The following is a 26,433-nucleotide window of genomic DNA, read 5'->3' as shown; positions in this document are numbered from 1 at the left end:
AACAGTCGGGGATTACAAAGTTAATTACACCACATACGTTTAGACACTCGTTCGCGACTCATCTTTTGCAATCAGGAGCAGACATTCGCACAGTCCAAAGTCAACTGGGTCATTCAGACGTTAAAACCACTCAGATTTATACTCATGTTTTACAGCAAGGCGCAAACGGTGTTGTTAGCCCTTTGAGCAAAATTTTCTAGCTTATTTTGGGGCATTTTCGATTTAGGAATGGCAGCGTATCGATTACGATCGCTGCCATTTTAGTATGATACTTTAATACTCAGTATGAATCTTTATTACTTGGTATGAGACTTTATTACTCTCTCACAGTTATCCATCAACGATTACGTTGCTTGGAATTTATACTTGTTACTTTATCGCCTTTAAAGGTGACAGATACCAAGTATTCGCCGCCAATATCACCTTGCAATCGATAAGACCAAATTTCGGTTTTCTTACCAGCAAAACCATCGCCTTTGTCTACGCCAATACTTTGCACATCCTTCATTAACGGCTCACCCAGCTTATCAAGTATTTCTATTTTATTCATACCAGTATAAACCAGGTCGCCATCCGCCAAACGGAAGCTTTGCCCCGCAAGCGCCATAGCGCTGCAAAAAATCAGCAATAAGTAGATGACGTTTTTCATATACTCTCCTTGTAGATAATACCAATTCACTTAAATAGCTAATCATTCTAGCGGGCTAAATATCGTGCTAACTGTGTTGGAATTTTTCTATGTAGAATACTACATAAGAAAAATTCCGCCTTGTTATCACATCATTTAACCAGCGCTATATCTGATCACATACTTAACAGAATTGGTATAAAAATCAACATAAAAAAAGCCCGTATAAGAATAGCTTATACAGGCTTTTTTTATCTAGGATCAATTACAGAGCGGCTTCAAGCTCAGGTAATACCTCGAATAGATCCGCAACCAGACCATAGTCGGCCACCTGGAAGATAGGTGCATCCGGGTCTTTGTTGATGGCCACAATCACCTTAGAGTCTTTCATACCTGCCAGGTGTTGAATGGCACCGCTAATACCCACGGCAATGTAAAGGTTAGGAGCAACGATTTTACCCGTTTGACCAACCTGCATATCGTTAGGTACGAAACCTGCGTCTACCGCGGCGCGAGAAGCACCAATGGCGGCACCTAGCTTATCGGCAATACCTTCAAGCAGTTTGAAGTTCTCACCGTTTTGCATACCACGACCACCCGAGATGATCACATCGGCAGCGGTAAGTTCAGGGCGCTCAGACTCGGTCTGCTCTTTTGATACAAATGCGCTGTTGCTAGAGGCAATCACATCAGCAATGGCTTCAATCGGTGCGCCGCCGCCCTGCTCGGCAATATCAAAGGCACTGGCACGTACGGTGATGATGTGCTGAGACTCCAACGACTTAACCGTAGCAATGGCATTACCGGCATAAATCGGACGCTTAAAGGTTTCGGCATCGATTACGTCGATAATGTCCGATACCTGCGCTTTATCAAGTAACGCGGCAACACGTGGCATCATGTTTTTGCCCGTGGTGGTGGCGCTGGCGAAGATATGGCTGTAATCGGCACTGAGCTTAACCACTAGGTCGGCACAATTTTCCGCAAGTTGATGAGCGTACTCAGCGCTATCGGCTACCAGAACGCGGCTTACGCCACTGATAGTGCTTGCTTCTTGAGCCGCAGCCTCCAAGCCTTCACCAATCAGAAGTAGGTCGATATCGGCGCCAACTTTAGCGGCCGCATGCACTGTTTTTGCCGTTTCCGGCTTTAGTTGACCGTATTCGTGTTCAGCAATAACTAATGATTTCATGACACCACCTTCGCTTCATTCTTCAACTTACTGACCAGGGTTGCTACGTCTTCAACGATCACACCACCTTGACGCTGACTTGGCTCTTCAACGCTTACCAATTGCACGCGAGGGGTAAGATCAACGCCCATGTCGGCAGCATTTTTAACATCCAACGGCTTACGTTTAGCCTTCATGATGTTAGGTAAAGATGCATAACGAGGCTCGTTCAAACGCAGATCCGTTGTCACTATCGCCGGTAGTGTTAGTGCCACGGTTTGCAGACCACCGTCTACTTCACGGGTCACATTCACCTTGCCGTCGTTTAATTCTACTTTTGAGGCGAAGGTGCCTTGCGGCCAACCGCGCAGTGCTGCCAGCATTTGACCTGTTTGGTTATTATCGGCATCAATACTTTGCTTACCTAAAATCACCAAGTCTGGCTGCTGCTCGTCAATGACCTTATCAAGCAACTTGGCCACATGCAGAGAGTCCAGCTTATCTTCAGTTTCGATATGAATAGCGCTATCAGCACCCAAGGCTAATGCGGTGCGCAATTGCTCTTGAGCGGATTTATCACCAATAGTAACGGCCACTACTTCAGTCGCTTTACCCGCTTCTTTTAAACGTATGGCTTCTTCGATGGCAATTTCACAAAATGGGTTCATCGCCATTTTTACATTGGCCAAATCCACATCACTTTTATCGGCCTTAACGCGTACTTTTACGTTGTAATCGATTACACGTTTAATGGGCACTAATACTTTCATATATGCTCCTAATAGAGACGCAGGAAGGTGGGGATACGGCTAAAACCCGCATAATCACTATTTTGACACCACAACCTGACGTTAACGTAAACTTATTTATTTTGATGAAATCAGCGTACTTCCTGTTGACGTAAACGTCAACCTAAAATAACCTTGGAGCACTATCTTTTGTGTAACGATTAATTTGCATTTCGTAACACTTTGACCGTCATCAATAGCAGGGGATTATTATGGTAGAACGTGAGACCATGGAATTTGACGTGGTGATCGTAGGCGCAGGGCCTAGCGGCCTTGCCAGCGCCATTAAACTTGCGCAGCTTGCACAAGAACAACAACAAGAATTAATGATATGCGTGGTAGAGAAAGGCTCGGAAGTCGGTGCCCATATTCTCTCCGGCGCCGTATTTGAAACCAAGGCCCTTGACGAGCTGTTGCCAAATTGGAAGGAGCTAGGCGCTCCGGTAACCACAGCAGTGACCGAGGATGAGATCTATTGGTTCAACGACGAGAAAAGCGCCAAGTCCCTGCCCCACTTTATGGTTCCTAAAACCTTCCATAATAATGGTAACTACATTGTTTCCATGGGTAACGTTTGTCGCTTCTTGGCCGAGCAAGCCGAGCAGCTTGGGGTAGAAATTTTCCCTGGCTTTAGTGCCCATGACCTTATTATCGAAGACGACACGGTTAAAGGCATTATTACCGGCGATATGGGTCTGGACAAAGACGGCAACGAAAAGCCGGGCTATATGCCGGGCATGGAACTGCGCGCCAAGTACACCATCTTTGCCGAAGGCTGCCGTGGTCACCTGGGCAAGCAGTTAATCAATCAATTCGCCCTGGATGCGAACAGCTCGGTGCAGCATTATGGTATCGGCTTTAAAGAAATCTGGCAGATAGATGCGGATAAACACCAGGAAGGTAAAGTAATCCATGGTACGGGTTGGCCTTTATCCGGTGATACCAGCGGCGGTGCATTTATGTATCATGCCGAAGACAATCAGGTCGTGGTTGGTTTAATCGTAGATTTGAACTATTCAAACCCACACCTAAGTCCATTTGATGAATTCCAGCGCATGAAGCATCACCCGGTGTTTGCCGATGCCCTTAGCGGCGGTAAGCGCCTGGCTTATGGTGCCCGCGCCATTGCCAAAGGCGGTCTGCATTCTTTACCTAAGATGCACTTCCCTGGCGGTTTATTGGTAGGCTGTGATGCCGGTACCCTGAACTTTGCCAAGATCAAGGGTAATCACACGGCGATGAAATCTGGCATGCTAGCCGCAGAGAGCATTTTTGCAGCCCTGCAAGCGGGTCAAGAACACACGGAACTGACGGATTTTGCAGAGCGTTTTGAAGCGTCCTGGTTGTATGACGAGTTATACCGCTCGCGTAACTTTGGTCCGGCCATGCATAAGCTGGGTAAGTTCTTTGGCGGTGCTTATAACACCCTAGATCAAAACCTGTTTGCCGGTAAATTACCCTTCACCTTTAAGGATAATACTCCGGATTACGCCACCTTGTTACCGGCTGCTCAGACGCCAAAAATCGACTATCCAAAACCGGATGGCCAGCTAAGCTTCGATAAATTGTCGTCGGTATTTTTATCCAATACCAATCACGAAGAATCGCAGCCTTGTCATCTTAAACTTAAAGATGCCAGTATCCCTATCAAGGTGAACCTGGCCCGTTATGATGAACCGGCACAGCGTTATTGCCCGGCGGGTGTTTACGAAGTGGATAGCACCGAAGGCGAGCCTAAATTTGTGATCAATGCGCAAAACTGTGTGCACTGTAAAACCTGTGATATTAAAGACCCGAGTCAAAATATCACCTGGGTAACACCAGAAGGTGCCGGCGGTCCAAACTATCCAAATATGTGATACCAATTCACTTAAATAGCTAATCATTCTAGCGGGCTAAATATCATGCTCACGGCGTTGGAATTTTTCGATGTAGAATAACTACATAAGAAAAATTCCGCCTTGTGATCATCTCATTTATCCAGCGCTATCTCTGATCACATACCTAACAGAATTGGTATAAACCTTTTCTACATCCTAAGTTGCAACTGGGGCGTCAGCCCCTTTTTTGTGCCCAAATTCAAACATTTACTATACTATTAATAAGCACTTACGCAGCCGAGGAAGAACAATGCCACAACAATCAGTGACCTTTCGCTTTTTAGCCGAGCCCACCGACGTCAACTTTGGCGGCAAGGTGCATGGCGGTGTGGTAATGAAATGGATAGATCAGGCCGGTTACGCCTGTGCCGCTGGTTGGAGCGGTCATTATTGTGTGACCGTGTCAGTGGCCGGGGTCAAATTCAGCCGCCCTGTACTTGTTGGCCAACTGATTGAGGTTGAGGCCAGTATCGCCCACACCGGCAAAACCAGTATGCAGATCTTTATTCAGGTGCGCTGTGGCGACCCAAAAACCCAGCACATGGTGGAAACCAATCATTGCGTGATCAGCTTTGTCGCCATGGATCAAGCCGGCTACCCGGTAGAAGTCCCCGAGTTTGTCGCCAAAACCACAGAGCAAAAACGCCTCGAAGCCTATGCCATACGGATGAAAGAAATCGCCATAGAAACGGAAAACCTGCTGCAGCAAACCACGGACAAGGGTTAACCCTCAGGGTTTGCCCTCAGGGTTTGCCCTCAGGGTTTGCCTTCAGGGTCCGCCCTCAGGGCTAGCCTTAATATTGTCGCTGGCACCTAAGGCTCGCGCCAGCCCTTGAATTTAACCGGCGCCGCCGATACACTGGCGCGCTTATTTAACACCTAATAGTATTGCCGTGACCACATCTTTTGCCATCGACGCCATAGGCCATATCCGCTCACCCTATAAACAAAAGTTTGCCATTCCCAGGCAGCCACGCTTAGTGGATACCGCTCGCGCCCAGTTGGTGCTGACGGGCGAGTTTAATCACGAAGAATTTGTGCGCGGCATTGAAGAATTCACCCATATCTGGGTGTTGTTTCGCTTTCATGAAACCGCAGATAAAGGCTATTCGGCCTTGGTGCGCCCGCCCCGTTTAGGCGGTAATGCGCGCAAAGGTGTGTTTGCCACCCGCGCCACCTTTCGCCCCAATGCCATAGGCATGAGTGCGGTGGAGCTGCTTGGTGTTGATTATGCAAACGGCCAAGTCACATTACAGCTCGGTGGCGTCGACCTGCTTGATGGCACTCCGGTGCTGGATATTAAGCCCTACCTGCCTTATTCCGACGCTCTGCCCGATGCCAGCGCCGGTTTTGCCGACACCCGCCCGCAAACTCAGATGACGGTCAGTTTTTCCGAGCAGGCTCTGGCCTTTATCGCTACCCTTGATCCGGCGTTGCAACTAGAAACCTTTATTACCCAAGTGTTGCAGCAGGACCCACGTCCGGCCTATAAGAAAAACAAAGAAGGGACGCAAAGTTACGGCATGACCTTGTATGATTTTAATATTCGCTGGCAGGTTGACGGCGAGCATAATCATGTCGAGCAAATATCGCCACTTTAGCGCTTTGCCCACGGGCGCAGCGCTGCTAAACTAGCGCCCATATCTATTTACTAATAACAAAACGGAACCTTCATGCGTACCAGTCAGTATTTACTTGCGACCCTGAAAGAAACGCCTTCAGATGCCGAGGTGGTAAGCCACCAGCTTATGCTTCGCGCCGGGATGATCCGCAAATTGGCCTCGGGCCTGTACACCTGGCTTCCGACCGGGGTAAAAGTACTTAAGAAAGTAGAAAACATTGTTCGTGAAGAAATGAACAAGGCCGGCGCCATCGAAATGCTGATGCCCATTATCCAACCCGCCGAGCTATGGCAGGAGTCGGGTCGTTGGGAGCAATATGGCCCCGAGCTACTACGTATTGAAGACCGTCATAATCGCCCGTTTGCCTTGGGTCCGACGCATGAAGAAGTGATCACAGATTGCATTCGTCGTGAAGTAAGCAGCTATAAGCAGTTACCTATCACCCTGTATCAAATTCAAACCAAGGTGCGCGATGAAATTCGCCCGCGCTTTGGCATCATGCGCTCACGCGAGTTTATGATGAAAGACGCCTACTCTTTCCACCTAGGCGAAGAATGTTTGGCGCAGACCTATGAAAAGCTGCACCAGGCTTACTGTAATATCTTCGACCGTTTGGGTCTGGATTACCGCCCTGTATTGGCCGATACCGGCTCTATCGGCGGCAGCTTCTCGCATGAGTTCCACGTACTGGCCGAGTCTGGTGAAGACGCCATCGCCTTTAGTGACGGCAGTGATTACGCCGCCAACATCGAAAAGGCAGAGGCCTTGGCTCCTCTAGAGGCACGCCCTGAGCCAAGCAAAGAGCTGCAAAAGTTCGACACCCCTAATGCCAAAACCATTGCCGAGCTAAAAGAGCACTATGGTGTAAAACCCCATCGCGGCGTTAAGACTCTGTTCGTATATGGCGAAGAAAACGAGCAAGGCGAGCGTGGTCTGGTAGCCTTAGTACTGCGTGGCGACCATGAACTGAACGAATTGAAAGCCGAAAAGCTGGCCGGTGTGTTCTCACCGCTGGAAATGGCCAAAGAAGAAGACATAGTAGCCACCGTTGGCGCTCGTCCTGGTTCACTTGGCCCGGTAGGCTTAACTGTGCCAATCATTGTTGACCGCAGTGCGGCAGTAATGGCTGACTTTGTTGCCGGTGCCAACAGTGATGATGTGCACTACAGCGGCATCAACTGGGACCGCGATGTAACTGGCTATGAAGTTGCCGACATCCGTAACGTGGTTGAAGGCGATCCAAGCCCTTGTGGTCAGGGTACCCTGAGCATTAAGCGCGGTATCGAAGTGGGTCATATCTTCCAGCTTGGAACCAAATACTCAGAAGCAATGAATGCCGGCGTATTGGGTGAAGACGGTAAAAACCAAATCATGACCATGGGTTGTTACGGTATCGGCGTTAGCCGAGTGGTCGCCGCTGCCATCGAGCAGAATAACGACCAGTACGGTATTATCTGGCCTAAGAATATCGCCCCGTTCGAGGTAGCCATTGTGCCTATGAATATGCACAAGTCACACCGTATTCCTGATATTGCCGAGCGTTTTTACAGCGAGCTGCAACAAGCGGGTGTGGATGTGTTGTTTGACGACCGTAAAGAGCGCCCGGGCGTAATGTTTAACGACATGGAATTGCTAGGTGTGCCTTATACCCTGGTTATTGGCGAGCGTAACCTGGATAACGACGAAGTTGAGCTGAAAAACCGCCGTACCGGTGAGAAAACCATGCTTAAAATCGACGATGCGGTGGCCGCTATTGTTGCCCAGCTGCAACAAGACTAGGTCGCAGGGCGCAACTAAGTAAGCAAAAGAAAAGCCAGTCTCAGGACTGGCTTTTTTAATGTCATTGATAGTCTCGATAAAACTCCCACATATCGACCTTAGTGCCATCATCCAAGACACAATACTGTCGCCGATTAGCAGCTCTACCTTCACTTAGGTAATGTCCGCCCTGCTCAACGCAAAAGCGTATCGCTGGATTGCCCATATCGCCCGGCTGCAATTCGGTGGCTGGCTGCTGCTCGCAAGCGGCAACAACACACAGTGACACTAGCATTATAACTACACGCATCTGTGCCTCCTTAATCCTTGGTATTACCACATCAAATTTTGCAGCTAACGCAAATTGACTAACTCCTGTTATTTATTTCTTATTGCTTTAATACCGATACATCGGGTGCCAGTGCCGTTACACGAATTTGCACTCGATAAAACTGAGCCCCTTCTTCGGGCACCTTGATATTAAACACATGACTTTTAAGATCCGTACCTTGATAATAGCTTAAACGTAACTGTTCGCCATGGTAGCTGTGCGCCGGGAATCCCGTGCCGCACTGGGCTGCAGTATCAACATGAGTGCAACTGACATGAGCCGTGCTGCCTTCTAACACCGCCAGCTTAACGTCCCTCAACGCCACCCCGGTGCGGTTAATAAAGTCGACACCGACAAATGCGTCGCCACTACTTAGAGTGGACTTGCATCCACCGAGAAAGAACAACAATAGCAGCGCCAGCATTGTCATAGATTGTTCTTTTTTTAGACTTCTTATTGTCATTCGCGCCTCCTAGGCTGGATTCTATTACTCTGGGATGAACCTGATTATGGATACGAATAAGCGCACCTACTACCGAGCCGTTTTTATATCAGATGTACACTTGGGCTATAAAGACTGTAAGGCTCAATATCTATTGGACTTCTTAAACAGCATAAAGTGCGACCGACTTTATTTAGTCGGTGATATTGTCGACCTTTGGTCGATGAAACGACGCTTTTTCTGGCATCCCAGCCATTACCATGTGCTTGAAGCCCTAAAAGCCAAAGCCGATGAAGGCACTCGCGTTATTTATGTGCCGGGCAACCATGATGAAACCTTTCGCCGTTACGACCAGGACACCCTTATGGGGGTGGAAGTGCATCGTCAGTTTGTGCATACCACGGATGACGGCAAGCGCTTTTTAATTCTCCATGGGGATGATTTCGACTCGGCGACCCGCTACAACAGACTTATCCGAGTCGCAGGCGATGCCGCCTATGACTTTTTGCTGTTTTTAAATCGTTGGCATAACCGTTTTCGCCGCCTTTATGGTGGTAATTACTGGTCACTGGCATCTTGGATCAAGGCGCGGGTTCATAAGGCACAGGCGGCGATAACCGCATTTGAAAATGCCGCTATCCATGAAGCTAAGCGCCAAGGGTACGACGGAATCGTGTGCGGCCATATACATCAGCCGCAACTACGTGTCAGCGATGGCATCATTTATTGTAATGACGGCGATTGGATAGAAAACTGCACTGCCCTAGTCGAAAACGAGCATGGTCGCATGGAGCTGCTACACTGGTCTGATACACAGCATGTGGTGGCAACCAACACCCTTGCTGAAGTGAACAGTAAGGCGGCTTAAATTAACCTTACCTTGGCCTGATTTGATCCGTCAAAAATGGCCAAGGTTGCATCTCACGGCTAATTAACGTACTAATAATTGTTCACTATAACGACAATAATGGAAGTGAATCTATGTCTGACGAGCAATTATCCACGCAAAAAAGCGTGGCCGGAGACGCCAAGCTGGATACTGCGTTTTTCGGTCACCCAAAAGGTCTACAAACCCTGTTCTTTACCGAGATGTGGGAGCGCATGAGTTATTACGGCATGCGCGCCATGCTAGTACTCTTTATGACCGCCTCCTTGCAACAAGAAGGCCTGGCCTTCACCGTCGCCTCCGCCGCCGCTATTTATGGTTTATATACGGGGGCTGTGTACTTTTTAGGCCTACCTGGTGGCTGGATCTCAGATCGCCTCCTCGGCGGACAAAAAACCGTGTGGTACGGCGGCATTATTATTATGTGCGGGCATATTATTCTCGCCATTCCCCACCACAGTTCCTTCTTTATCGGCTTGATTTTTGTGGCCACAGGTACCGGTCTCTTAAAACCGAATATCAGCGCCATGGTCGGCCAGCTTTATCAAACCGAAGATGAACGCCGTGACAGTGGCTACGCCATTTACTACATGGGCATCAATATCGGCTCCATGATAGGGTACGGCGTATGCGGCTACTTTATGGAAAATGTCGGCTGGCATTGGGCCTTTGGTGCGGCCGCCGTGGGCATGGCCTTAGGTCTGGTGCAATACCGAATGAGCCAGGGCTATATTGCCGGCATTAATGACAAGCCCGCCAATCCACTGTCGGCCAAAGGCGCGTCCTTGGCCTGGACCATCATAGGCGCCTTTATCACTATTGTCGCACTCACGGTTGTCGCCGGTTATCAGGGCTGGCTGGTGATCAATCCGGTTGCCTTAGCCGGCTCAGTGGCCATCGTCTTTACCATCACCTTCTTTATTTATTTTGGCCATATCTATTTTATGGGTGAGCTCAGCGACAGTGAAAAACAGCGGATGTGGGCGCTGTTTTTGGTGTGTGTGGCCTCTGCCTGTTTTTGGTCTGGTTTTGAGCAAGCGGGCTCATCGCTTAACTTATTCGCCCGTGACTACACTGACAGAATGTTAGGCACGTTTGAAATCCCTACCGCCTGGTTCCAATCGGCCAACTCGATTTTCATTATTATTTTGTCGCCGTTTTTCGCCGCCCTGTGGATTAATATGGCCAAACGCATGATCACCCCTTCCTACAGTGTAAAATGCGCCGTAGGCTTGATTATCATGGCGTCAGGTTTCTTAGTGATGTTTTTTGCCGCGCAATACGCCGCAGATGGCTTAAAAGTGGCACCTTACTGGCTTATTACCACCTACTTCCTGCATACCGTGGGGGAGCTCTGTTTAAGTCCGGTGGCCCTCAGTGCCGTGAGTCGCCTCTCGCCAGCCCGCTATGTTGGTCAAATGATGGGGGTCTTCGTACTGACCTATTCCATCGGCAATATTATCTCGGGCTTATTGGCCGGTTCTTTCGACCCGGAAAATGTCCAGCAAATCCCAGGCTTATACATGCAAATCGCGCTATTTAGCATAGGGGTGGGTATTGTTCTGGTGCTGATTAACTTTAAAGCCAAGTTTTGGGAGCGCGCCAACGGCGGTAATGAGCCCATGCTTGATGACAACCCCAGTGAACAGCCCGCAGAGCAAAAAGTGTAATTAATAACCAATCTAACTAGGCCTCTGAATTCAGAGGCCTTTTTCATTGCAAAAGCAAGCAAGGCGCGGTTTAGTGGCCCAACCAGTCACATAAAAATACACTCTGTTACGCATAAGTATGAATTGTTTTGGCATATTAGGTATCATTGCCCCGAATTTTTATGCAGTATCAGGTAGTAGTATATGAACTCCTCTCACCAAGTCCTTGGCGCCAGCGCCTCGGCAACAGCAAGTTCATGGAATCGTCATGACACCCATTGGCTGCTTAGCCTTTTTGGCACCGCCGTCGGCGCGGGTATTTTATTCTTACCCATAAATGTAGGCTTAGGAGGGTTTTGGCCCTTAGTGATTATGGCGTTGGCCGCCTTCCCCATGACCTACCTAGCACACCGAGGCTTAGCGCGCTTCGTGCTCTCGTCAAAGAAGGATGACAGTGATTTTACCGATGTGGTGCAGGAACACTTTGGTGCCACCGCAGGGCGCCTGATCTCCCTACTCTATTTTCTATCCATCTTCCCGATTCTGTTGATCTATGGCGTAGGCCTGACCAACACTGTGGATGACTTTATCGTCAATCAGCTCGGTATGAGCTCACCGCCGCGTGCAGTGCTCTCAGGTGTCCTGGTGGCGGCCATGGTAGCTGTGATGTTAGGCGGCGAGAAGCTGATGTTGCGTGCCTTCGCATTTTTGGTTTACCCCTTGGTGGCGGTCTTGTTCGGCCTATCCCTGTACCTTATTCCCCACTGGCAAATGCCCTCAATGGACATTAGCAGCGCCCCTGAGCTGGCGACCAACCTCTGGCTAGCGGTACCGGTGATCGTTTTTTCATTTAGCCACGCCGCCGCAATTTCCAGCTTTGCCAATGCCCAGCGTCGCCACTACGGTGAACATGCTCGCGCCAAATCAGACAAGATCTTAAAGTACACGGCCATTATGCTGATAAGCTTTGTCCTGCTGTTTGTGTTTTCCTGCGTGTTTGCACTATCAAGCGAGGAGCTGCTAGCGGCCAAGGAAGCCAATATTTCAGTGCTTTCTTATTTGGCGAATACCTATAACAACCCGCTGCTTGCCTATGTTGGCCCGCTGGTTGCCTTTGTTGCCATTACCTCATCTTTCTTCGGCCACTTTTTGGGTGCTCGTGAAAGCTTTAATGGCCTGGTAGTAAAACACTCGTCATTAAGCTATCGCGGCGCCGATAAACTGGGTGTAGCCTTGATGTTTGTAGCGATTTGGATTTGTGCCATCTATAACCCCAGCATACTGGGAATGATGGAAGCGATTTCCGGCCCTATTATCGCCATGATCCTCTTTATCATGCCCATGATTGCCGTTTATAAGGTTCCAGCACTGGCGCAGTATCGCGGTAAGTTGAGTACCTTGTTTGTACTGCTAGTGGGCGCACTGGCAGTGTCTGCTTTGGTATATAGCCTGTTGAGTTAATTTAACTTTGTTCAATGCCTTTAAAAAAAATCCACCCGCATAGCAGGTGGATTTTTTATTTGTAAGGCTTAAATTCAATTAGAAATTAACCGTTACTTCCGGTGAACAGTTTTGCGTACCGGACTCGCAAACCTTGTAGACGAAAGAGCCACCGCCACCGAAGGAGTCGGTATAGGCGCCATCATTGGCCGTGGTAAAGGTTACCGTGTCGCGGTTTTTAGTGCGATACACATCCACATTACTGCCGTTTGCATTGCTCCAGGTTAAATCCACATAACGCGTGCCTCTGGAGGCATAACCGGATGCCTGCAAGGTAATGTCGCTGGTAGCGCCGCCGGTGACGGTGACAACTTGCGTGCTGCTATCCGACGCGCCATCATTATCCGTCACTGTCAGTGTCACATTATAGCTGCCATCGGCGCTGTAATTGTGGGAGGTCGCCTGGCCACTGGCCGTGCTACCATCACCAAAGTCCCAGCTGTAGCTGCTGATGCTGCCATCGCTGTCGGAGCTAAGGCTGGCGTCAAAATCACAGCTCAGATCCGTGCAGCTGTAGCTGAACTCACTGGTTGGCGGCGTATTGGGCGTGCCGCCGCCATCATAGTTACCGACCAGAGACACGCCGGAGAAGCTGCTGTAACCCAGTACCATTACGTAATAGTTGCCTGTCTGTGGCGAGGTAAAGCTACAGCTTTCATTGTTACCACTTGAATACGGACGACAATCGTAACTGCTGGCGGTAGGCTTAGAGCCAAACTTAACATAGAGATCGGCATCACCGCTGCCACCGGACATATCGAACACCAGGTTGGAAGCGCCAGAGGGCACGGCCATCTTGTATTCAAATGCATCACCGCTGGCTCCAGCAAGATTCTCTACCGGCACGCCGTTAACTAAATCTTCCGGCTCTGGAGGCTCAGGGAGATTGCCAACGTCACAGCCATCGGCAAACAGGTCAAACATCGCCTTAGCCTTGACTATGCCCCAGCCATAATTGTTATCTCTTCCTGCGCTGCCACGGTCTTCTGCTGACAGTGCCATGGCGGTACGCACCTGATCGTTGCTACAACTTGGATAATGGCTCCATACCAGCGCGGCGACGCCAGCCACATGAGGGGTGGCCATAGACGTGCCACTCCAGGCCGCATAACTGTTATTCGGCAAGGTTGAATTAACTGCCACACCGGGCGCGGCGATCTCCACCTGGCTGTTGTATTGGGAGAAGTTGGCTTTATTACCGTTAGAGTCCACCGCAGCAACCGACATCACGGAATCGTAAGAGGCCGGATAAGACATGCTGCTGTTACCGTCATTACCTGCCGCAGCGATAGAAAGCAGACCATTGGCGTGGGCATTATCAAATGCCGCTTGCTCGGCACTGCTTGAGCCGCTGCCACCCAAACTCATGCTGATCACCTTGGCGCCGGCCGCCATACATTGATCGACCGCTGCGACCAGATCCGAGCCATAAGCCCATTGGCCGTTACTATTGAATACCTTGACCATATGCAGGCTTAAATTACCGCTGGGGTTCACACCCACAACCCCGGTGCCATTACCGCCTAGAGCAGCTATGGTGCCCGAGACATGGGTGCCGTGGCCATGACCATCCTCATACCAGTTGCCGGAATTATAGTTATCGTACCCATCATCCCCGGTTACCCCAGTAGTGGGCAGGTCTTCATGGCCAAGGTCATAGCCGGTGTCCATGATACAGACCTTCATATTTCCGGTAAGGGCATCACTGACTTGATCCGCCTGAACCATAGAAATGCCATAGGGTGTGCTTTCGGCCATCAAATAGCGCTTTTGATCGACCTCGATAAACTCTATGTCTTTTCTGCTCTTAAATTGTTTAGCCGCTTGCGCAGGAAGCGTAACGGCAACGAGTTGATGCTTGTCGAGTTCACGCTCAACCTTACCTCGACTATTGCTTAGCGCCGTCATTACCGAGGCTTTTTGACCTGGTTTGAATTTTACTATGTAGCGTTGCTCTTCATTGGCCGCCTGTGCGGTGCCTGCAAGTGATAACGCAGACAGTACTGCAGACACAACCAGGGGTCGTTTTATTTTCAGCATAGATGGATTCCTAAGATAGATTTATAAGTTTTCCTTCATCGGGCCGGGTTAACTGGAACCTCTTGCGCTAACTCAACCCTGCTATTCGCCACTTATGTTTACGGCTTTTTGTTAATATAAAGTGAACAAATATCGAACAGAGTATAGCAGGCGATTTTATAGGCGAAAGAAATCGGCGTATAAATTGTTCTTTTTTTAGGAACTAAGGCGGGGGGCAGAAGGAAAAGACGTTCAGATTAGCAACCGATCAGTACGCAAAAAAGTACCAGAACCTAAATCAGAAAAACCATATTGCAATGGAATGTCTATGGGGTATCGGTGGCCTATTCACGTCCTTGTGAATATTCAGTAATGACCGGCTAAAATACGCTTTTTAACGCAAATAGCGTCTGCCCCAGTGCCGGGACGTTGGCACAGATGGGGATTAGCCGTAAAGTCAGAGGCCACAGATGCCCTGGTACATGGGCTAATGACTGCTTACTAAACTCCAAAGGATAGTCAAAATAAACCAGTAAATAGAGCACATTAGCCAGACCAATGCGATAGCCATTTAATTTATACTCACTTTGATCCTTAAGCACTAAGGCTAGCTGATTCACCGAGGACCTCGCCCCAGAGCTGCCCACATCATGGTCGTGAGTCAAGGTGTAGTAAACCTTTACCTTGGCAATATCCTGGCGAGATAAAACGGCCGTTTTACTTAACTGAGCACATGCCAATGGGCTTATCTCAATTTGCTCGGCACTCAAAGTCATCAACTTTTTCTTATCGGCGCCAAAGGTGCGCCAAAAGACAATGCGCTTAAGCACCAAGACGCCAACTAAGGCCGGAAAATAGATAAATACAAATGCCCTAGGATCAAAAAAAGGCTCAAGGATAAAAGGCAGCGGCGCTAACGCCAGTACCATAAGGGCAAACAGCCATTCCTTTTTTGGCGACAGCGTTGCCAGCAGTTTGAGTAATGGCAGCTTAATAACACTGTGCGGGGAAAGCCCCTTTTGCCCTTTAAAATGGACGTAGGAAAACCACACAGGATCGGTGAGTTCAAGCTTCATAATTGAATTAACAGTTAATTTAAGACATTCATCATGACCCAACGGCCACCGATTTGCGCAAACTTACACTGCCCGCTTTTACCCCCAATAAGTTAATTGTCCTCATACTTCTTCCTTAATCTCAATGCAGTGAATCATTCTCAAGGGATTCACTCGGTTAAAAATACTTTATGGATGATGTAACGATACTCCCAAGAAAAGCAAAACATACGCCGGTTTTATGCATATGCTAAGTAAGAAGAGCGACGTCCCCTTAGCACTATTTTCTATATATCAAGTACCCACTTTGTGGTGCCTGGCAATTGCTCAAAAACACAGCTCTCCACATAACCGATATTCCTATTTCCAGCGCCATTATTATCCCACTTCACAATAACTTGGGCGGTATCACTTGGCGTCTCCTGAGACAAGGACACCGAGCGCTGCACATATGCTCCGGCCTCATCTAAGTAGCCTCTATGCTTGGCAGCGACTTTCTTAAGCTTTTGCGCCATTTTTGGCTTAAGGGTTCCTTTGAACTTTTCTTCAACAAAGGTCCACATTAAATCCATATCATTGTCGCGCATGGCATTTCGCCACACATGGCACTTTTCAATAAAGATGTCGGCTTGATTATTTTCGGCTGCAAACTCCACATTGGTACTGTCTTGGGCGGCCAGGCTCAGGCTCAAAGGTAAAAGCGCAACAAGGCTGAGTCGAAGTGTATTCATCTATTGCTCCATGCTTATATATTCAAATGAATAAAAACTAAAAAAAATGAAAAAATAATACCAAGCATCAAGCTCGCGGCTTATTTTAAGCCGCCCTTTTGCCCTTTAAAATGGACGTAGGAAAACCACACAGGATCGGTAAGTTCAAGCTTCATAATTGAATTAACAGTTAATTTAAGACATTCATCATGACCCAACGGCCACCGATTTGCGCAAACTTACACTGCCCGCTTTTAACAGCATCCTTTTTATCGACGCGGCTGGTATCAAACGAATAATTGACCCAAATCTCTTCGTCGTAATCGTACTTTTCTGCATTTTCGCGCGTATCTTGATAGATGCTGGCTTTGGCATTTTCGATCACTTGTACGTCTTTGGTACGAAAATTTCTAATACCCTGATAGCTACCCTTGGTGTAATAGGTGTGGATTTTCGCAAGATACGGCGTCATGGCCTTTTCTTCTTCTGGATTCAAATCTCTCACCAGCGGCTTTAACAAGGCTGCATCATTATTTTTGACTGCCTCGGCTGCTTTTACGCAGTTTTCAATTGGCACACTGTAGTCTGCTGCACTGACATTATAAGAGAGGATGGATGCTGCGATTAGCAAAGGTGATAACTTCATATTTTCTCCTTAAAAAGGCCCTGTAGTCAGGGCCATCTAGTGTTTGTAGTTATTGACTCGCACACTCACTGGGTGAAGAACTACTTTCTTCCTGTAAAATAGACAGGGGATCAATAACATAGCTACGCTGACTTGGCACTGAATTGGCGCCACTTGGGCCGACTGTGATGGTAAATGTCTTGACCACTTCGGGGCAAAGATCCCGACCCGATTGCGCATCACCGCTGACATTTACAACATCCCCGGCAAACTCAATATAATAGGTGCCTATACCATCATCGGCACGAATACCGGTTAACTCCACTGTGTGCTCACCCTCATCCAAGGCAATGGCCAAGGGGCCCACCTTTCGTTTTGGCGTACCATTTTCATAAATAACCTTGCCATTTACGGCCAGTTTATAAACGTCGTCATTAAAGTTACCGTTATCACCAAAGGTGATATTCACCTGTCCCGGGCCAAAGAATGGCAGCTGATTACTCACCTCGCCGCCGACCTCCACTGTGACATACCCGGCACCCGGCGAGTCCGGTACGGTAACCGTAAGGGATTCCGTGGTCGCTGCGGTGACACTCGCTCGCTTCACCTCACCGGAACCACTGACAAAGCGCACGATATTGCCCACTAGCTGTTCACTAAAACCAATCCCGCTGATGGTGATCTGCTCACCCGCTTTTGCGCGATTCGGGGTAAGGGCAGAAATCATTAGTTCGGTTCCTACCAGTATTTGATAGGGTAACTTAGCCTTATCATCACGGTGCTCTACATAAACATCCAACGGCCCCTTAGCAGCGTCTATCTGGCTAATGTTCGAAAGCATAAATTCCAGCTCAGTACCTTGCTTGTTAACGCCTAGGAAGGTGACATCGAGCTCCGCCTTGGTTTGCGAATCAATCACTATGACTTTAGGTTTATCATCACTGAAGACGCCTTTTTGAATGGCCATGCCACTGCCAACCAGAGTAAAGGTTTTGGTTTGGCCATTTTGCTGGATACTTCTTGGGGTGATATCGGCCAGTTGTAATCCCCAGGAAACAACATAATCCAGTTTGCTCGGTACCGTGGCTAGATCTTTAATGGTTTTACCCATATCCACCATGGCCGTCGCCAATTGACTTGCTTCATAGGCCGTCTCTACGGCACCAAAGCCTGGAATTAACTTTTTCGCCAGTTTTTGACCCAGGGCTTGGATAAAGTCAGCCTGATCATAAGCGAAGACCTTTAATAATGCGGTTGTTGCAGGACCGAGTTTGATATTTGGGAAGTTACTCAGATCCGTCATTATGGGTTTAATTTCTTTGTTATAGATTTCAAGCCCTATCGCCTGACTTAGGTCGACCCACTCTTGTTCGGTGACCTTTTCTTTACTCGCCAGTTTCTCCACTTCGGCAGTAAGCGCTGGCATATACTCATACACGGCCTTAATAACGGCGCGAGCTTGTTCCGGCTTTTTAAGCGCTCCCTTATCTATATTAAGGCCTGCGGCATCAAATAAGATTGAATAAAATCGAATGATGATATTATCGATAATGGTGCGAATGGTGAGCATGCGTCTTGCTTTTTGCGCAATTTGGTTATGGCTTTCTGTCCCCGTTAGATTAAATGGCGTCGGACCAAAAATACCGTCCACACCTGGCGTTAGGATCAGATAGGCACAATCTTTGTAGACACATGTATCTATCAATTTATCGTTAGACCAAAACTCAAACACCAGGAAGGTGCCAGAGGTAGGAGATGCCATGGCGGTATGATACGGCGTATCTATGTGTTCCGCTAAGGGCGAGTTGATGGCCTCAGCCGGGATTTCGCCCGTTGCCGGATCCACTTCATAAACTCGGTAACTTAGATACAACTGACTGCGGTTTTCTAAACGAACGCAACCATCATAGCCAAGTACCTCGTACCATTTGGGATCGACACCTTCACCACATTTATTGGCAAGCTCCACAGAGTTGTCTAAAAACCTAGTGGCTTCCATACTCATATCGAACAGATCCCAGGTACCATTGGTTTCAGGATAAGACACAATACTGGGCTCTATGTCGGTATCTACCTGTGCCGTCGACGCTGAGTTTAACTGGACACCCCGCATTGCGCGCGCCATTGAATATTTAGCAGGACTAAATTGAAGGCTCTCAAGGCCCCCCTGATTATGGCTATTATCGAGATACGCCTTAAAATGCTCGCTGTATTTACTCAATAACTCAGCGCTGCCTTGACGTGCATTTAAGAATGAGAAGAACCCCTTATCGGCTTCAAGTGCATCCGTGACTTCTTGTAAGTAATTGGCAAACTCTGGGCTTTGGACAATAAGAGCCGCGGCCTCTTCAAGGCTCATGCCTTTACTTTCAATGAAAAAAATCAGGTGTGAAGCCATGTTCGCAATAGCGGTAGAATGATAGCTAAATTCAACCTGCTGTTCGCCCGCTCCAATTATGGAGCTAAGATACATTTCTGGCTGGCCATTACTGTTCAACACGAACGAGTAGAGAACCTCGGCGCTGTTACCTAGCTTTTTAAACTGCACTGTGTTTCCTGAAACTTCAGTCGCATGGCTAGGCACTATGCCACCAATAGAGTGAATGGGGCTTGCTCCGGCAACAGCGACACTATAGGCAATATTTTGCTCCAAGAAGTAGCTCATTTCATTACTGCTACCTTCGGCGTTGGCCACCCAATACCGCCCTGCGGCTATACCCTCAGGAACTTCTACCACTATCTCACTGCCATTATTTACCGAGGGCATCACGGGTGTGCCTTGGAAAACGACGGCGGTATCGTCTAGGTCAAAATTATCTCCCTTGAGGGTGATGGTGTCACCGACTTGGAAGCTCGATGGGCCGCTATGGATTAAGGGTCTTTCTGGTGCCACTATCTCGATAGGCAGCTCGTCTGAGATTTTTTCACCAAAAGCCAGCTTAATCGAGCCTGTGCCAACCAGATTTGGTAATGCCAATGACAGACGCGTTTCATTGTCGACTACCTCTGTTATCGCAGGGAGACTGTTAAACACCTGACCATTAATGGTGTAAACAACAACCAGGTTTTGCTCTTGGGGTAAATTGCGTACCACTAGCTCGGCGGGGTCGCCGGCGCGCACAAAGGAACGCACGGTAAACGCGGCATTATGCAGGTTGTATAGCCACTCAATAGAGAAATCATCAGGGCTGCTTGGAACAACGCGTTGTGCCTGCTTTAGGCGATTCATATCGTTGATATCAAAGATACCATCGCCATCATCATCTAAGTCCAGGTGATCGATAATATTGTCATTATCAAAATCGTTTGGAGCCAGAGGGTCACCACTTTCTATCTTGTCATCTATGGTATTGCCATCGGCGTCGCGGTCGAGATAATTGGCAAAGCCATCACCATTTAGGTCTTCAATCCCTTCGATTTTATCTGAAAAAGAATCGCCATCCGAGTCCGTATCTTGCCAGTTAGCCAAGCCGTCTTCGTCAAAATCAATGTGCTCCGTGGTGTAGAGTAAGGTGAACTCCAGACCGTCCAAAATACCGTCTTCATCTTGGTCGTTTTTTATCAAGTCACTGGCAAAGGCACGCTCTTTAGCATCATCAAAGGCATCTACATCTTGATCATGAAAAACCACGACTTCATAGGTGAGATCCGTTCCACCGGCATAGTTATTATCCATCACACTCAGTTGATAGCGACCAGGCTCAAACAGTTGGAAATTAACAATATGTTTGCCACCCTTGGTAAATTCATTGAGCACAAAACTGTCTATTACCTGCCCTTCGGAGTTTGACATATAGACCTGAGGACTAAAGCGCTCAGCCGGACTCTCAAATACCGCCGTTATCAGGGTGACCTCATCAACATCAAAGCCGAACAGATCCCCTTTATCCGTGCGCGAAGAGATGGTGCCCTTTACCCTAAAACCCTGCTCAAGTTCTACTGGCGTCGCCACCGAGGGGTTATCGTTTGGCTCTTCTTCCTCATACACGGGATACGTACTTTTGCCTGGATCAAAAGGATAATCATCATCGGCATCTAACACACCATCCTTATCCTCGTCTTGATTTTCCCAGGTGCCTACCGGCGGCTCGTCTTCGCCTGTGCCATCGCCTGTGCCATCGCCCGAGCCATCGCCTGAGCCATCACCCGAACCATCGCCGGAACCGTCACCGGTGCCGTCGCCCGAGCCGTCGCCCGAGCCGGAATCTGGTTGTTCAGTAGGAGTCGATTCATCGAGTGATTCATTACACCCAGCGAGCGTCAAGCTCATGGTTCCTGCCAAGAGAATGGCGAGAAGTTGTTTTGCGTTCATTATCCTTACCCTTTTAAAATTGAATTCCATTACATTCGAAACGGCGATTGCATTCGAATTAACGCATAGGACTTAAGAGTTATGTAGTAATCTGTTTGGCCGCTTTGCGCATTTCCTGCGGCGGCTCCCAGGGCATTGCACTTTAATTGTTCTTTTCCTGGAATATAATTTACGTAATTATCCGATAGCGGATTGGGGTCGACATTTTTCAATGTCAAGATTTCGCCGATAACCCAATTGGCAATAGGCACCTCCAAGCGCTTACACCAATTAACCTCTATCTGTAATAAATTCGCGTCCTGAATATTGATTTTTACATCATCGAACACCCTCACTGCTGCACTACTGCGATACATCAGGTTGTCGTTAGGTATTTCATAAAGTTTGCCAACCCCTTTATATTCGCGCTGTTGCTTGAATTTATTAAAAACAGCGGGCGTGGGGTTTAAAATAATAATGTCCGAGCCAACTTCCGTGTATGCCTTCGCCTTTGCATAGGCTGTGGCTACATCGGCGGCGCCGGGGGCATCGGTATCGGCTTGCATAAATAAAGGCAACATGCCTTGCGCCAATGCGTCTTTCATTGCATCGGTACTGCCATGGTTCAGAGCACCGGCACGAACGGCTTCAAACACAGCACCATTTAGGGTCACTTTTTCTTTGTAAATGAAAAGCCACTGCACCAACAGCATGATCAGCACCAGAATAAAAGGCGCTAAAAAAGGCAGAGATATTGAGAACTCCGCCATGGCCTGCCCTTGAACGGCTCTGATACTAGGTATCTGTGTGCGCCTTCCCATTGTCTGCCTTCCCTGTCTGCAATTTCATTAGTTGTATAAAAAGTTCGTCCATTTGCGCTTTGATCTGGCTGTCACCGCTTACATGCTCTTGCGCTTGTATAATCACATTGGTGGATTGGCGCATGCGCGTAACCGCCAAATTGAACCAGGCTTTTTCATGCTCATTATCAATTTGGATACAGCGCTGATACGCACTCACGGCGGCATTTAGACGGTTAGTTCGGGCATAGATATTGCCAAGACGGAACCATGCCGGAGCATAACTTTCTTTCACCGTAAGTAATTGTCTGTACATGCCCTCAGCCATATCTAAATGACCGGCGACGTAGGCCGTTTCCGCTTGATTTTCCAGCTGCACTAGGTTTAGCTTCTCGGCGTCACCCTTGCTTTGAGAACTTGCACAACCAGTCAGCAGCAAACAGGCGCATAGTAAAACTAAATAGAACCTCATTATTTACCCCGATATCTCAATGATATTTCCTTCCTTAAAACCCCAGTAATCCACCTGCCCTGACAATAACTCAATCAGGTTATAAGCCTCGGAACAGGCACTAAATTTCCAGGGTTTTAAATCTCTTTTTATTGCTACGATTCGTTTTTCTTTATCTAAATACAAAACATCTATGCTGTAGTTCATCCACATGGTGTGAATAGAGCTGCACGGAGTAATGAGTAAGGCCTGGTTTGGCTTGATGACCCTGCCCAGTAAACCTCTAAAGCGCAGCCACCAGCTATTGGCAATAAACAGCTCTAACTCACCTTTTCCTTCTATGGGTATGAATACTGATTTCATGGCTATAACTCGTAGATAAACTTCATCACAATTGGGAAAAACAAGATGATAAAGGTCACGGGGAATATAAAGGCCACTAACGGGAAGATAAGCTTGATAGGCGCTTCCAATGCTTTTTTCTCCGCACGCTGAAAGCGCTCCACTCGCCTTTGATCGGCCTGAATCCTCAACGCCCCACCTAGGCTGGCGCCGGTGCGCTCGGCTTGCGCTAAGGCACTAACAAGATTATTGATATCCGATGTTTGCACCCGCTCGGCCATGGCTCTAAAGGCATCGATTTTCGTTACCCCGGCGCGCAGATCGCGGATCACCTTTTCAAACTCGACCTTAAGTGGCCCCTCGGGACCCTTATCAACGGCCTGTGCCAAGCCTCCGGTCAGGTTCAAACCGGCTTCCACCGCCATGGTGATAAAATCCAGATACACGGGCAGTGCCTTCGAGATCTGCATATGTCGCTTCTTTTTAAGATCATTTAGGGTAATAAGCGGAAGAAAAGAGCCAAAAACGGCGGCAATCAACAGGTTTAATGGGTCGATAGGCCCAAGCAGCGCCATCCCCGCATAAGCCAGTAAGGTGAAGAACACGGCGGAAACGACGCGCACACCCACATACTCTTCCGGCGTCAAAATATAGGATACGCCTGACACCTGCAGTTTTTTGGCAACCTTTTCCAGATAATCCACGGGTAAACGCTCACCAATATAATATGCAGCGATACGCACCAAGGGCCAGATGGTGCGAAGCGATGAAGGCAATGGATCCATAAAGTCCCTATTCTCATCGGGAATGGATTTCTTAATCGCATAAACGCTGTAACAGCCCATCATAATGGCAAGGCCAAATAAGGCGATTATCCCTATAAACATGTACTGTCCTTATACATCTATTGTGACGATTTTTTTGATGAACTTGTAACCGATGAACAACATCACCGCGACGACAAAACACACCAACCAGCCTATTGGCTCACTGAACAAGCGCGCCATATGGGTGGGTTCCATGTGATAGAGCACGAAACCAACAAACAAGGGCAAGCCAGTCATCACCACCCCTTGCATTTTCCCTTGTGCCGTCAAAGAATCGATTTTTCCTTCCATTTCCAGTTTCTTGCGCAGGGTGTCCGCTAAACGCTCCAGGGTTTCAGAAAGGTTACCGCCTATTTCCTTAGAAATTTGCATGCCCGCCACCACCAACTTAAAGTCCTGCTCGGGTATACGCGCCAGCATATTGTTCAAGCCATCGTTAAAGTCGACGCCCAGGCGTTGCTCACGTAAAAACAGCGAAAACTCCTGGCTGATCGGCGCTTCCTGTTCCTTAACCATGGCTTCAATTGAGTTGATCAGGCTTGAACCGGAGCGCATTGAGGCACAGATCATATTCAGCGCATCCGGCAGTTGAGAGATAAACTTTTTACGTCGGCGCCTTTGTAAAAACTTATACAAATACGGCGGCACAAACGACAGCAACACCACCATTAAGAAAGCGACAAAAATCGTGCCCGTGTACGCCCAGATAAGTAGAAACAGCACCACCATGCCCACTATGTTCATGGCGAAAAGCTTCTGCGGCTCAATAAACAAGAACATATCCGACAGATTGTGCCGAGCCGAGTGAGTAAAGGTTTCTCTGTATTTAACCGCAAGGTCACGGGAAATATAGTTGCCGCCATAGACCAGCAGCGCCACCGACACCCCGACCAAGATCATCAGGATCAGTGAACTAGTCATTACCGCTAACCTTGAAAATGCCCAGATCCACATCCAACCCCTGCTCGCGCAATTTTTCGTAAAACTCAGGGATCATGCCGGTGGCGACATACTCGCCCAGTACCTTGCCCGACTCACTGTATCCCGTTTGTTTAAACTTAAAAATTTCGGACAATTGTATGGTATTGGACTCAACGCCGGTGATTTCACAGATTGAAGTGACACGACGTGAACCATCGCTAAAGCGAGATTGCTGCACTATCATGTTGACCGCCGAGCCGATTTGCTCGCGAATCGCCTGTATAGGTAAGTCCATCCCCGCCATCATCACCATGACTTCCAAACGGGAAATACAATCGCGCGGCGTATTGGCGTGCGCGGTTGTTAGTGAGCCATCATGACCTGTGTTCATGGCTTGGAGCATATCTAGGGCTTCACCACCGCGACACTCACCGACGACGATGCGGTCAGGGCGCATCCGCAAACAGTTTTTAACCAGGTCACGAATTTCAATGGCACCTTTACCCTCCTGGTTTGGCGGTCTGGCTTCAAGGGAGACCAGATTAGGTTGATAGAGCTTAAGCTCGGCGGCGTCCTCCACCGTGATAATGCGCTCATCATCTGGGATAAAATTCGATAACACATTTAGCAAGGTGGTTTTACCCGAACCGGTTCCGCCTGAGATCACCACGTTACGCTTATTGACCACGGCCATTTCTAAAAATCGCACCATTTCCGGCGATAATGAACCAAAGCGCACCAGATCTTCGGCCTCTAGCTTATTGGCCATAAACTTTCGGATGGTGATGCAGGGTCCTTTTAGCGCCAAAGGAGGAATAATGGCGTTCACCCGGGAGCCGTCTTTAAGGCGGGCATCAACCATGGGCTGACCTTCATCGATGCGTCGCCCCAGCGGCGTCACAATCCGCTCTATGGCGCCGAGTACCGCCTGATCATCGGTAAAGGCGATATCCGAAAGATAAAGTTTACCGGCCTTCTCAAAGAAGATTTCATCGTGGGAATTGACCATGATCTCCGACACGTCCGGATCTGCTACCAGACGCTCTAAAGGCCCAAGACCAATGGTCTCGTCGAGCACTTCTTTACTGAGTGATGCTTTGGAAATAGTCGCCGGCAATTCAAACTTGTCGATAATGGCATCAATTAAGCCCTTACTTTGCGTACGCAGCTCATCATCGGACATTTCCGAGACATTAACGCGGCGCAGGTCGATTTGTTTGATCAACTCCTTATGTACCTGCTTTCGCCAGGTATTGCGCAGCTTTATTTCTTCGCGCTTTTGTTCGGTGTCATTGGCTGCCACCGAGGCATTAGCGGCTAGGCTACTGACACTTACGGATGGGTTTGGCGTAACTGAGGTGGGAGCATCGGCAAGCTCGGGGCGAATTGATGTATTCACACTTTGTTGCGGCTCTTGCTGCGTCTTTTTGGTGCTCTCTGCGGCAATAACACTGAGGTGATAACCGCCAATTTCAATCACATCATCGACATGCAAGGGGCCTGCGGATTCAACGCTTTTGCCATTGACCAGGGTGCCGGTTCGACTCGCCCTGTCCTCCAAATAGATGCCGTCATCGCGCAAATACAATTTTGCATGTTCACGGGACACCTTAAAGCCATGCAACACCACGGGATGGCGCTTATCCTTACCTATAACACAGGTTGTCTCATTGCATTTTATGGTGCCGACTTTAGTGCCTTTGGCCGTGTTTACAATCACTTCAAACATAGCGGCTC

The 26,433-nt window shown here is 48.4% G+C and carries 24 protein-coding genes; 8 read left to right on the top strand and 16 right to left on the bottom strand.

The window, feature by feature from the left end:
• On the top strand, positions 1-200 hold a 200-nt coding region (locus C2M17_RS05795), incomplete at its 5' end, for a tyrosine-type recombinase/integrase (RefSeq protein ID WP_158677933.1).
• 137 nt (positions 201-337) lie between these two features.
• Here the strand turns inward: C2M17_RS05795 and C2M17_RS05790 are convergent.
• The 3 genes from C2M17_RS05790 to C2M17_RS05780 form a co-directional block, all read right to left on the bottom strand.
• Positions 338-649, bottom strand: a complete 312-nt coding sequence (locus tag C2M17_RS05790; protein WP_105199917.1) for a DUF2845 domain-containing protein — start codon at positions 647-649, stop codon at positions 338-340.
• Positions 650-893: 244 nt separating this feature from the next.
• Positions 894-1,820: an electron transfer flavoprotein subunit alpha/FixB family protein gene (locus tag C2M17_RS05785; protein WP_105199916.1), complete on the bottom strand. Its 927-nt coding sequence runs from the start codon at positions 1,818-1,820 to the stop codon at positions 894-896.
• A complete protein-coding gene (locus C2M17_RS05780; protein ID WP_105199915.1) occupies positions 1,817-2,569 on the bottom strand; it encodes an electron transfer flavoprotein subunit beta/FixA family protein in 753 nt (250 codons plus the stop codon). The genes C2M17_RS05785 and C2M17_RS05780 overlap by 4 nt, the downstream gene beginning before the upstream one ends.
• A gap of 230 nt (positions 2,570-2,799) precedes the next feature.
• Between C2M17_RS05780 and C2M17_RS05775 the strand changes: the two genes are divergently transcribed.
• The 4 genes from C2M17_RS05775 (at position 2,800) to C2M17_RS05760 (ending at position 7,868) form a co-directional block, all read left to right on the top strand.
• Positions 2,800-4,446: an electron transfer flavoprotein-ubiquinone oxidoreductase gene (locus C2M17_RS05775; protein WP_105199914.1), complete on the top strand. Its 1,647-nt coding sequence runs from the start codon at positions 2,800-2,802 to the stop codon at positions 4,444-4,446.
• A 271-nt stretch (positions 4,447-4,717) separates the two neighbouring features.
• Complete coding sequence (locus C2M17_RS05770; RefSeq protein ID WP_105199913.1) at positions 4,718-5,194, top strand: acyl-CoA thioesterase; 477 nt, start codon at positions 4,718-4,720, stop codon at positions 5,192-5,194.
• 166 nt (positions 5,195-5,360) lie between these two features.
• Positions 5,361-6,068 carry a tRNA (N6-threonylcarbamoyladenosine(37)-N6)-methyltransferase TrmO gene (gene tsaA / locus C2M17_RS05765; RefSeq protein WP_105199912.1) on the top strand — a complete coding sequence of 236 codons (708 nt, stop codon included), beginning with the start codon at positions 5,361-5,363 and terminating at the stop codon, positions 6,066-6,068.
• A 72-nt stretch (positions 6,069-6,140) separates the two neighbouring features.
• Positions 6,141-7,868: a proline--tRNA ligase gene (locus C2M17_RS05760; RefSeq protein WP_105199911.1), complete on the top strand. Its 1,728-nt coding sequence runs from the start codon at positions 6,141-6,143 to the stop codon at positions 7,866-7,868.
• A 61-nt stretch (positions 7,869-7,929) separates the two neighbouring features.
• Here C2M17_RS05760 and C2M17_RS05755 read toward each other — a convergent pair whose 3' ends face one another.
• Both C2M17_RS05755 and C2M17_RS05750 read right to left on the bottom strand, forming a co-directional pair.
• Positions 7,930-8,157 (bottom strand): DUF333 domain-containing protein, encoded by a 228-nt coding sequence (locus tag C2M17_RS05755; protein ID WP_105199910.1) that lies wholly within the window; start codon positions 8,155-8,157, stop codon positions 7,930-7,932.
• A gap of 79 nt (positions 8,158-8,236) precedes the next feature.
• Positions 8,237-8,641 (bottom strand): hypothetical protein, encoded by a 405-nt coding sequence (locus C2M17_RS05750; RefSeq protein ID WP_158683984.1) that lies wholly within the window; start codon positions 8,639-8,641, stop codon positions 8,237-8,239.
• A gap of 46 nt (positions 8,642-8,687) precedes the next feature.
• Here C2M17_RS05750 and C2M17_RS05745 point away from each other — a divergent pair, with 46 nt between their 5' ends.
• The 3 genes from C2M17_RS05745 (at position 8,688) to C2M17_RS05735 (ending at position 12,616) form a co-directional block, all read left to right on the top strand.
• Complete coding sequence (locus tag C2M17_RS05745) at positions 8,688-9,488, top strand: UDP-2,3-diacylglucosamine diphosphatase (RefSeq protein WP_105199927.1); 801 nt, start codon at positions 8,688-8,690, stop codon at positions 9,486-9,488.
• 113 nt (positions 9,489-9,601) lie between these two features.
• A complete protein-coding gene (locus C2M17_RS05740; protein ID WP_105199908.1) occupies positions 9,602-11,176 on the top strand; it encodes a peptide MFS transporter in 1,575 nt (524 codons plus the stop codon).
• A 183-nt stretch (positions 11,177-11,359) separates the two neighbouring features.
• Positions 11,360-12,616 (top strand): aromatic amino acid transport family protein, encoded by a 1,257-nt coding sequence (locus tag C2M17_RS05735; protein WP_105199907.1) that lies wholly within the window; start codon positions 11,360-11,362, stop codon positions 12,614-12,616.
• A gap of 78 nt (positions 12,617-12,694) precedes the next feature.
• Here the strand turns inward: C2M17_RS05735 and C2M17_RS16165 are convergent, their stop codons facing one another.
• The 11 genes from C2M17_RS16165 to C2M17_RS05675 all read right to left on the bottom strand — a co-directional run bounded on the left by C2M17_RS16165 (position 12,695) and on the right by C2M17_RS05675 (position 26,425).
• Complete coding sequence (locus C2M17_RS16165; RefSeq protein WP_158683983.1) at positions 12,695-14,695, bottom strand: S8 family serine peptidase; 2,001 nt, start codon at positions 14,693-14,695, stop codon at positions 12,695-12,697.
• A gap of 359 nt (positions 14,696-15,054) precedes the next feature.
• Complete coding sequence (locus C2M17_RS05725; RefSeq protein WP_105199906.1) at positions 15,055-15,750, bottom strand: hypothetical protein; 696 nt, start codon at positions 15,748-15,750, stop codon at positions 15,055-15,057.
• Positions 15,751-16,016: 266 nt separating this feature from the next.
• Positions 16,017-16,460 carry a hypothetical protein gene (locus C2M17_RS05720; protein ID WP_105199905.1) on the bottom strand — a complete coding sequence of 148 codons (444 nt, stop codon included), beginning with the start codon at positions 16,458-16,460 and terminating at the stop codon, positions 16,017-16,019.
• Between the two features lie 169 nt (positions 16,461-16,629).
• The gene (locus C2M17_RS05715; RefSeq protein WP_105199904.1) at positions 16,630-17,085 is read right to left on the bottom strand and encodes a hypothetical protein; all 456 of its coding nucleotides are present in this window, start codon (positions 17,083-17,085) and stop codon (positions 16,630-16,632) included.
• A gap of 49 nt (positions 17,086-17,134) precedes the next feature.
• Positions 17,135-21,376 (bottom strand): IPT/TIG domain-containing protein, encoded by a 4,242-nt coding sequence (locus C2M17_RS05710; protein WP_158683982.1) that lies wholly within the window; start codon positions 21,374-21,376, stop codon positions 17,135-17,137.
• Positions 21,377-21,405: 29 nt separating this feature from the next.
• Positions 21,406-22,125, bottom strand: coding sequence for a hypothetical protein (locus C2M17_RS05700; protein ID WP_105199902.1), 720 nt, complete (start codon positions 22,123-22,125; stop codon positions 21,406-21,408).
• 25 nt (positions 22,126-22,150) lie between these two features.
• The gene (locus C2M17_RS05695; protein ID WP_105199901.1) at positions 22,151-22,627 is read right to left on the bottom strand and encodes a tetratricopeptide repeat protein; all 477 of its coding nucleotides are present in this window, start codon (positions 22,625-22,627) and stop codon (positions 22,151-22,153) included.
• 3 nt (positions 22,628-22,630) lie between these two features.
• Entirely contained in the window at positions 22,631-22,969 is a 339-nt protein-coding gene (locus C2M17_RS05690) for a DUF192 domain-containing protein (RefSeq protein WP_105199900.1), read from the bottom strand.
• A gap of 2 nt (positions 22,970-22,971) precedes the next feature.
• Positions 22,972-23,835: a type II secretion system F family protein gene (locus C2M17_RS05685; RefSeq protein WP_105199899.1), complete on the bottom strand. Its 864-nt coding sequence runs from the start codon at positions 23,833-23,835 to the stop codon at positions 22,972-22,974.
• A 9-nt stretch (positions 23,836-23,844) separates the two neighbouring features.
• The gene (locus tag C2M17_RS05680; RefSeq protein WP_105199898.1) at positions 23,845-24,696 is read right to left on the bottom strand and encodes a type II secretion system F family protein; all 852 of its coding nucleotides are present in this window, start codon (positions 24,694-24,696) and stop codon (positions 23,845-23,847) included.
• A complete protein-coding gene (locus tag C2M17_RS05675; RefSeq protein ID WP_105199897.1) occupies positions 24,689-26,425 on the bottom strand; it encodes an ATPase, T2SS/T4P/T4SS family in 1,737 nt (578 codons plus the stop codon). The genes C2M17_RS05680 and C2M17_RS05675 overlap by 8 nt, the downstream gene beginning before the upstream one ends.
• Positions 26,426-26,433: the final 8 nt, after the last annotated feature.

Origin of the sequence: Pseudoalteromonas sp. T1lg10 (genome assembly GCF_002964545.1) — a bacterium.
Lineage (GTDB): Bacteria > Pseudomonadota > Gammaproteobacteria > Enterobacterales > Alteromonadaceae > Pseudoalteromonas.
The sequence above is the reverse complement of the archived record's forward strand: the minus strand, read 5'-3'. Positions and strand labels throughout refer to the sequence as shown.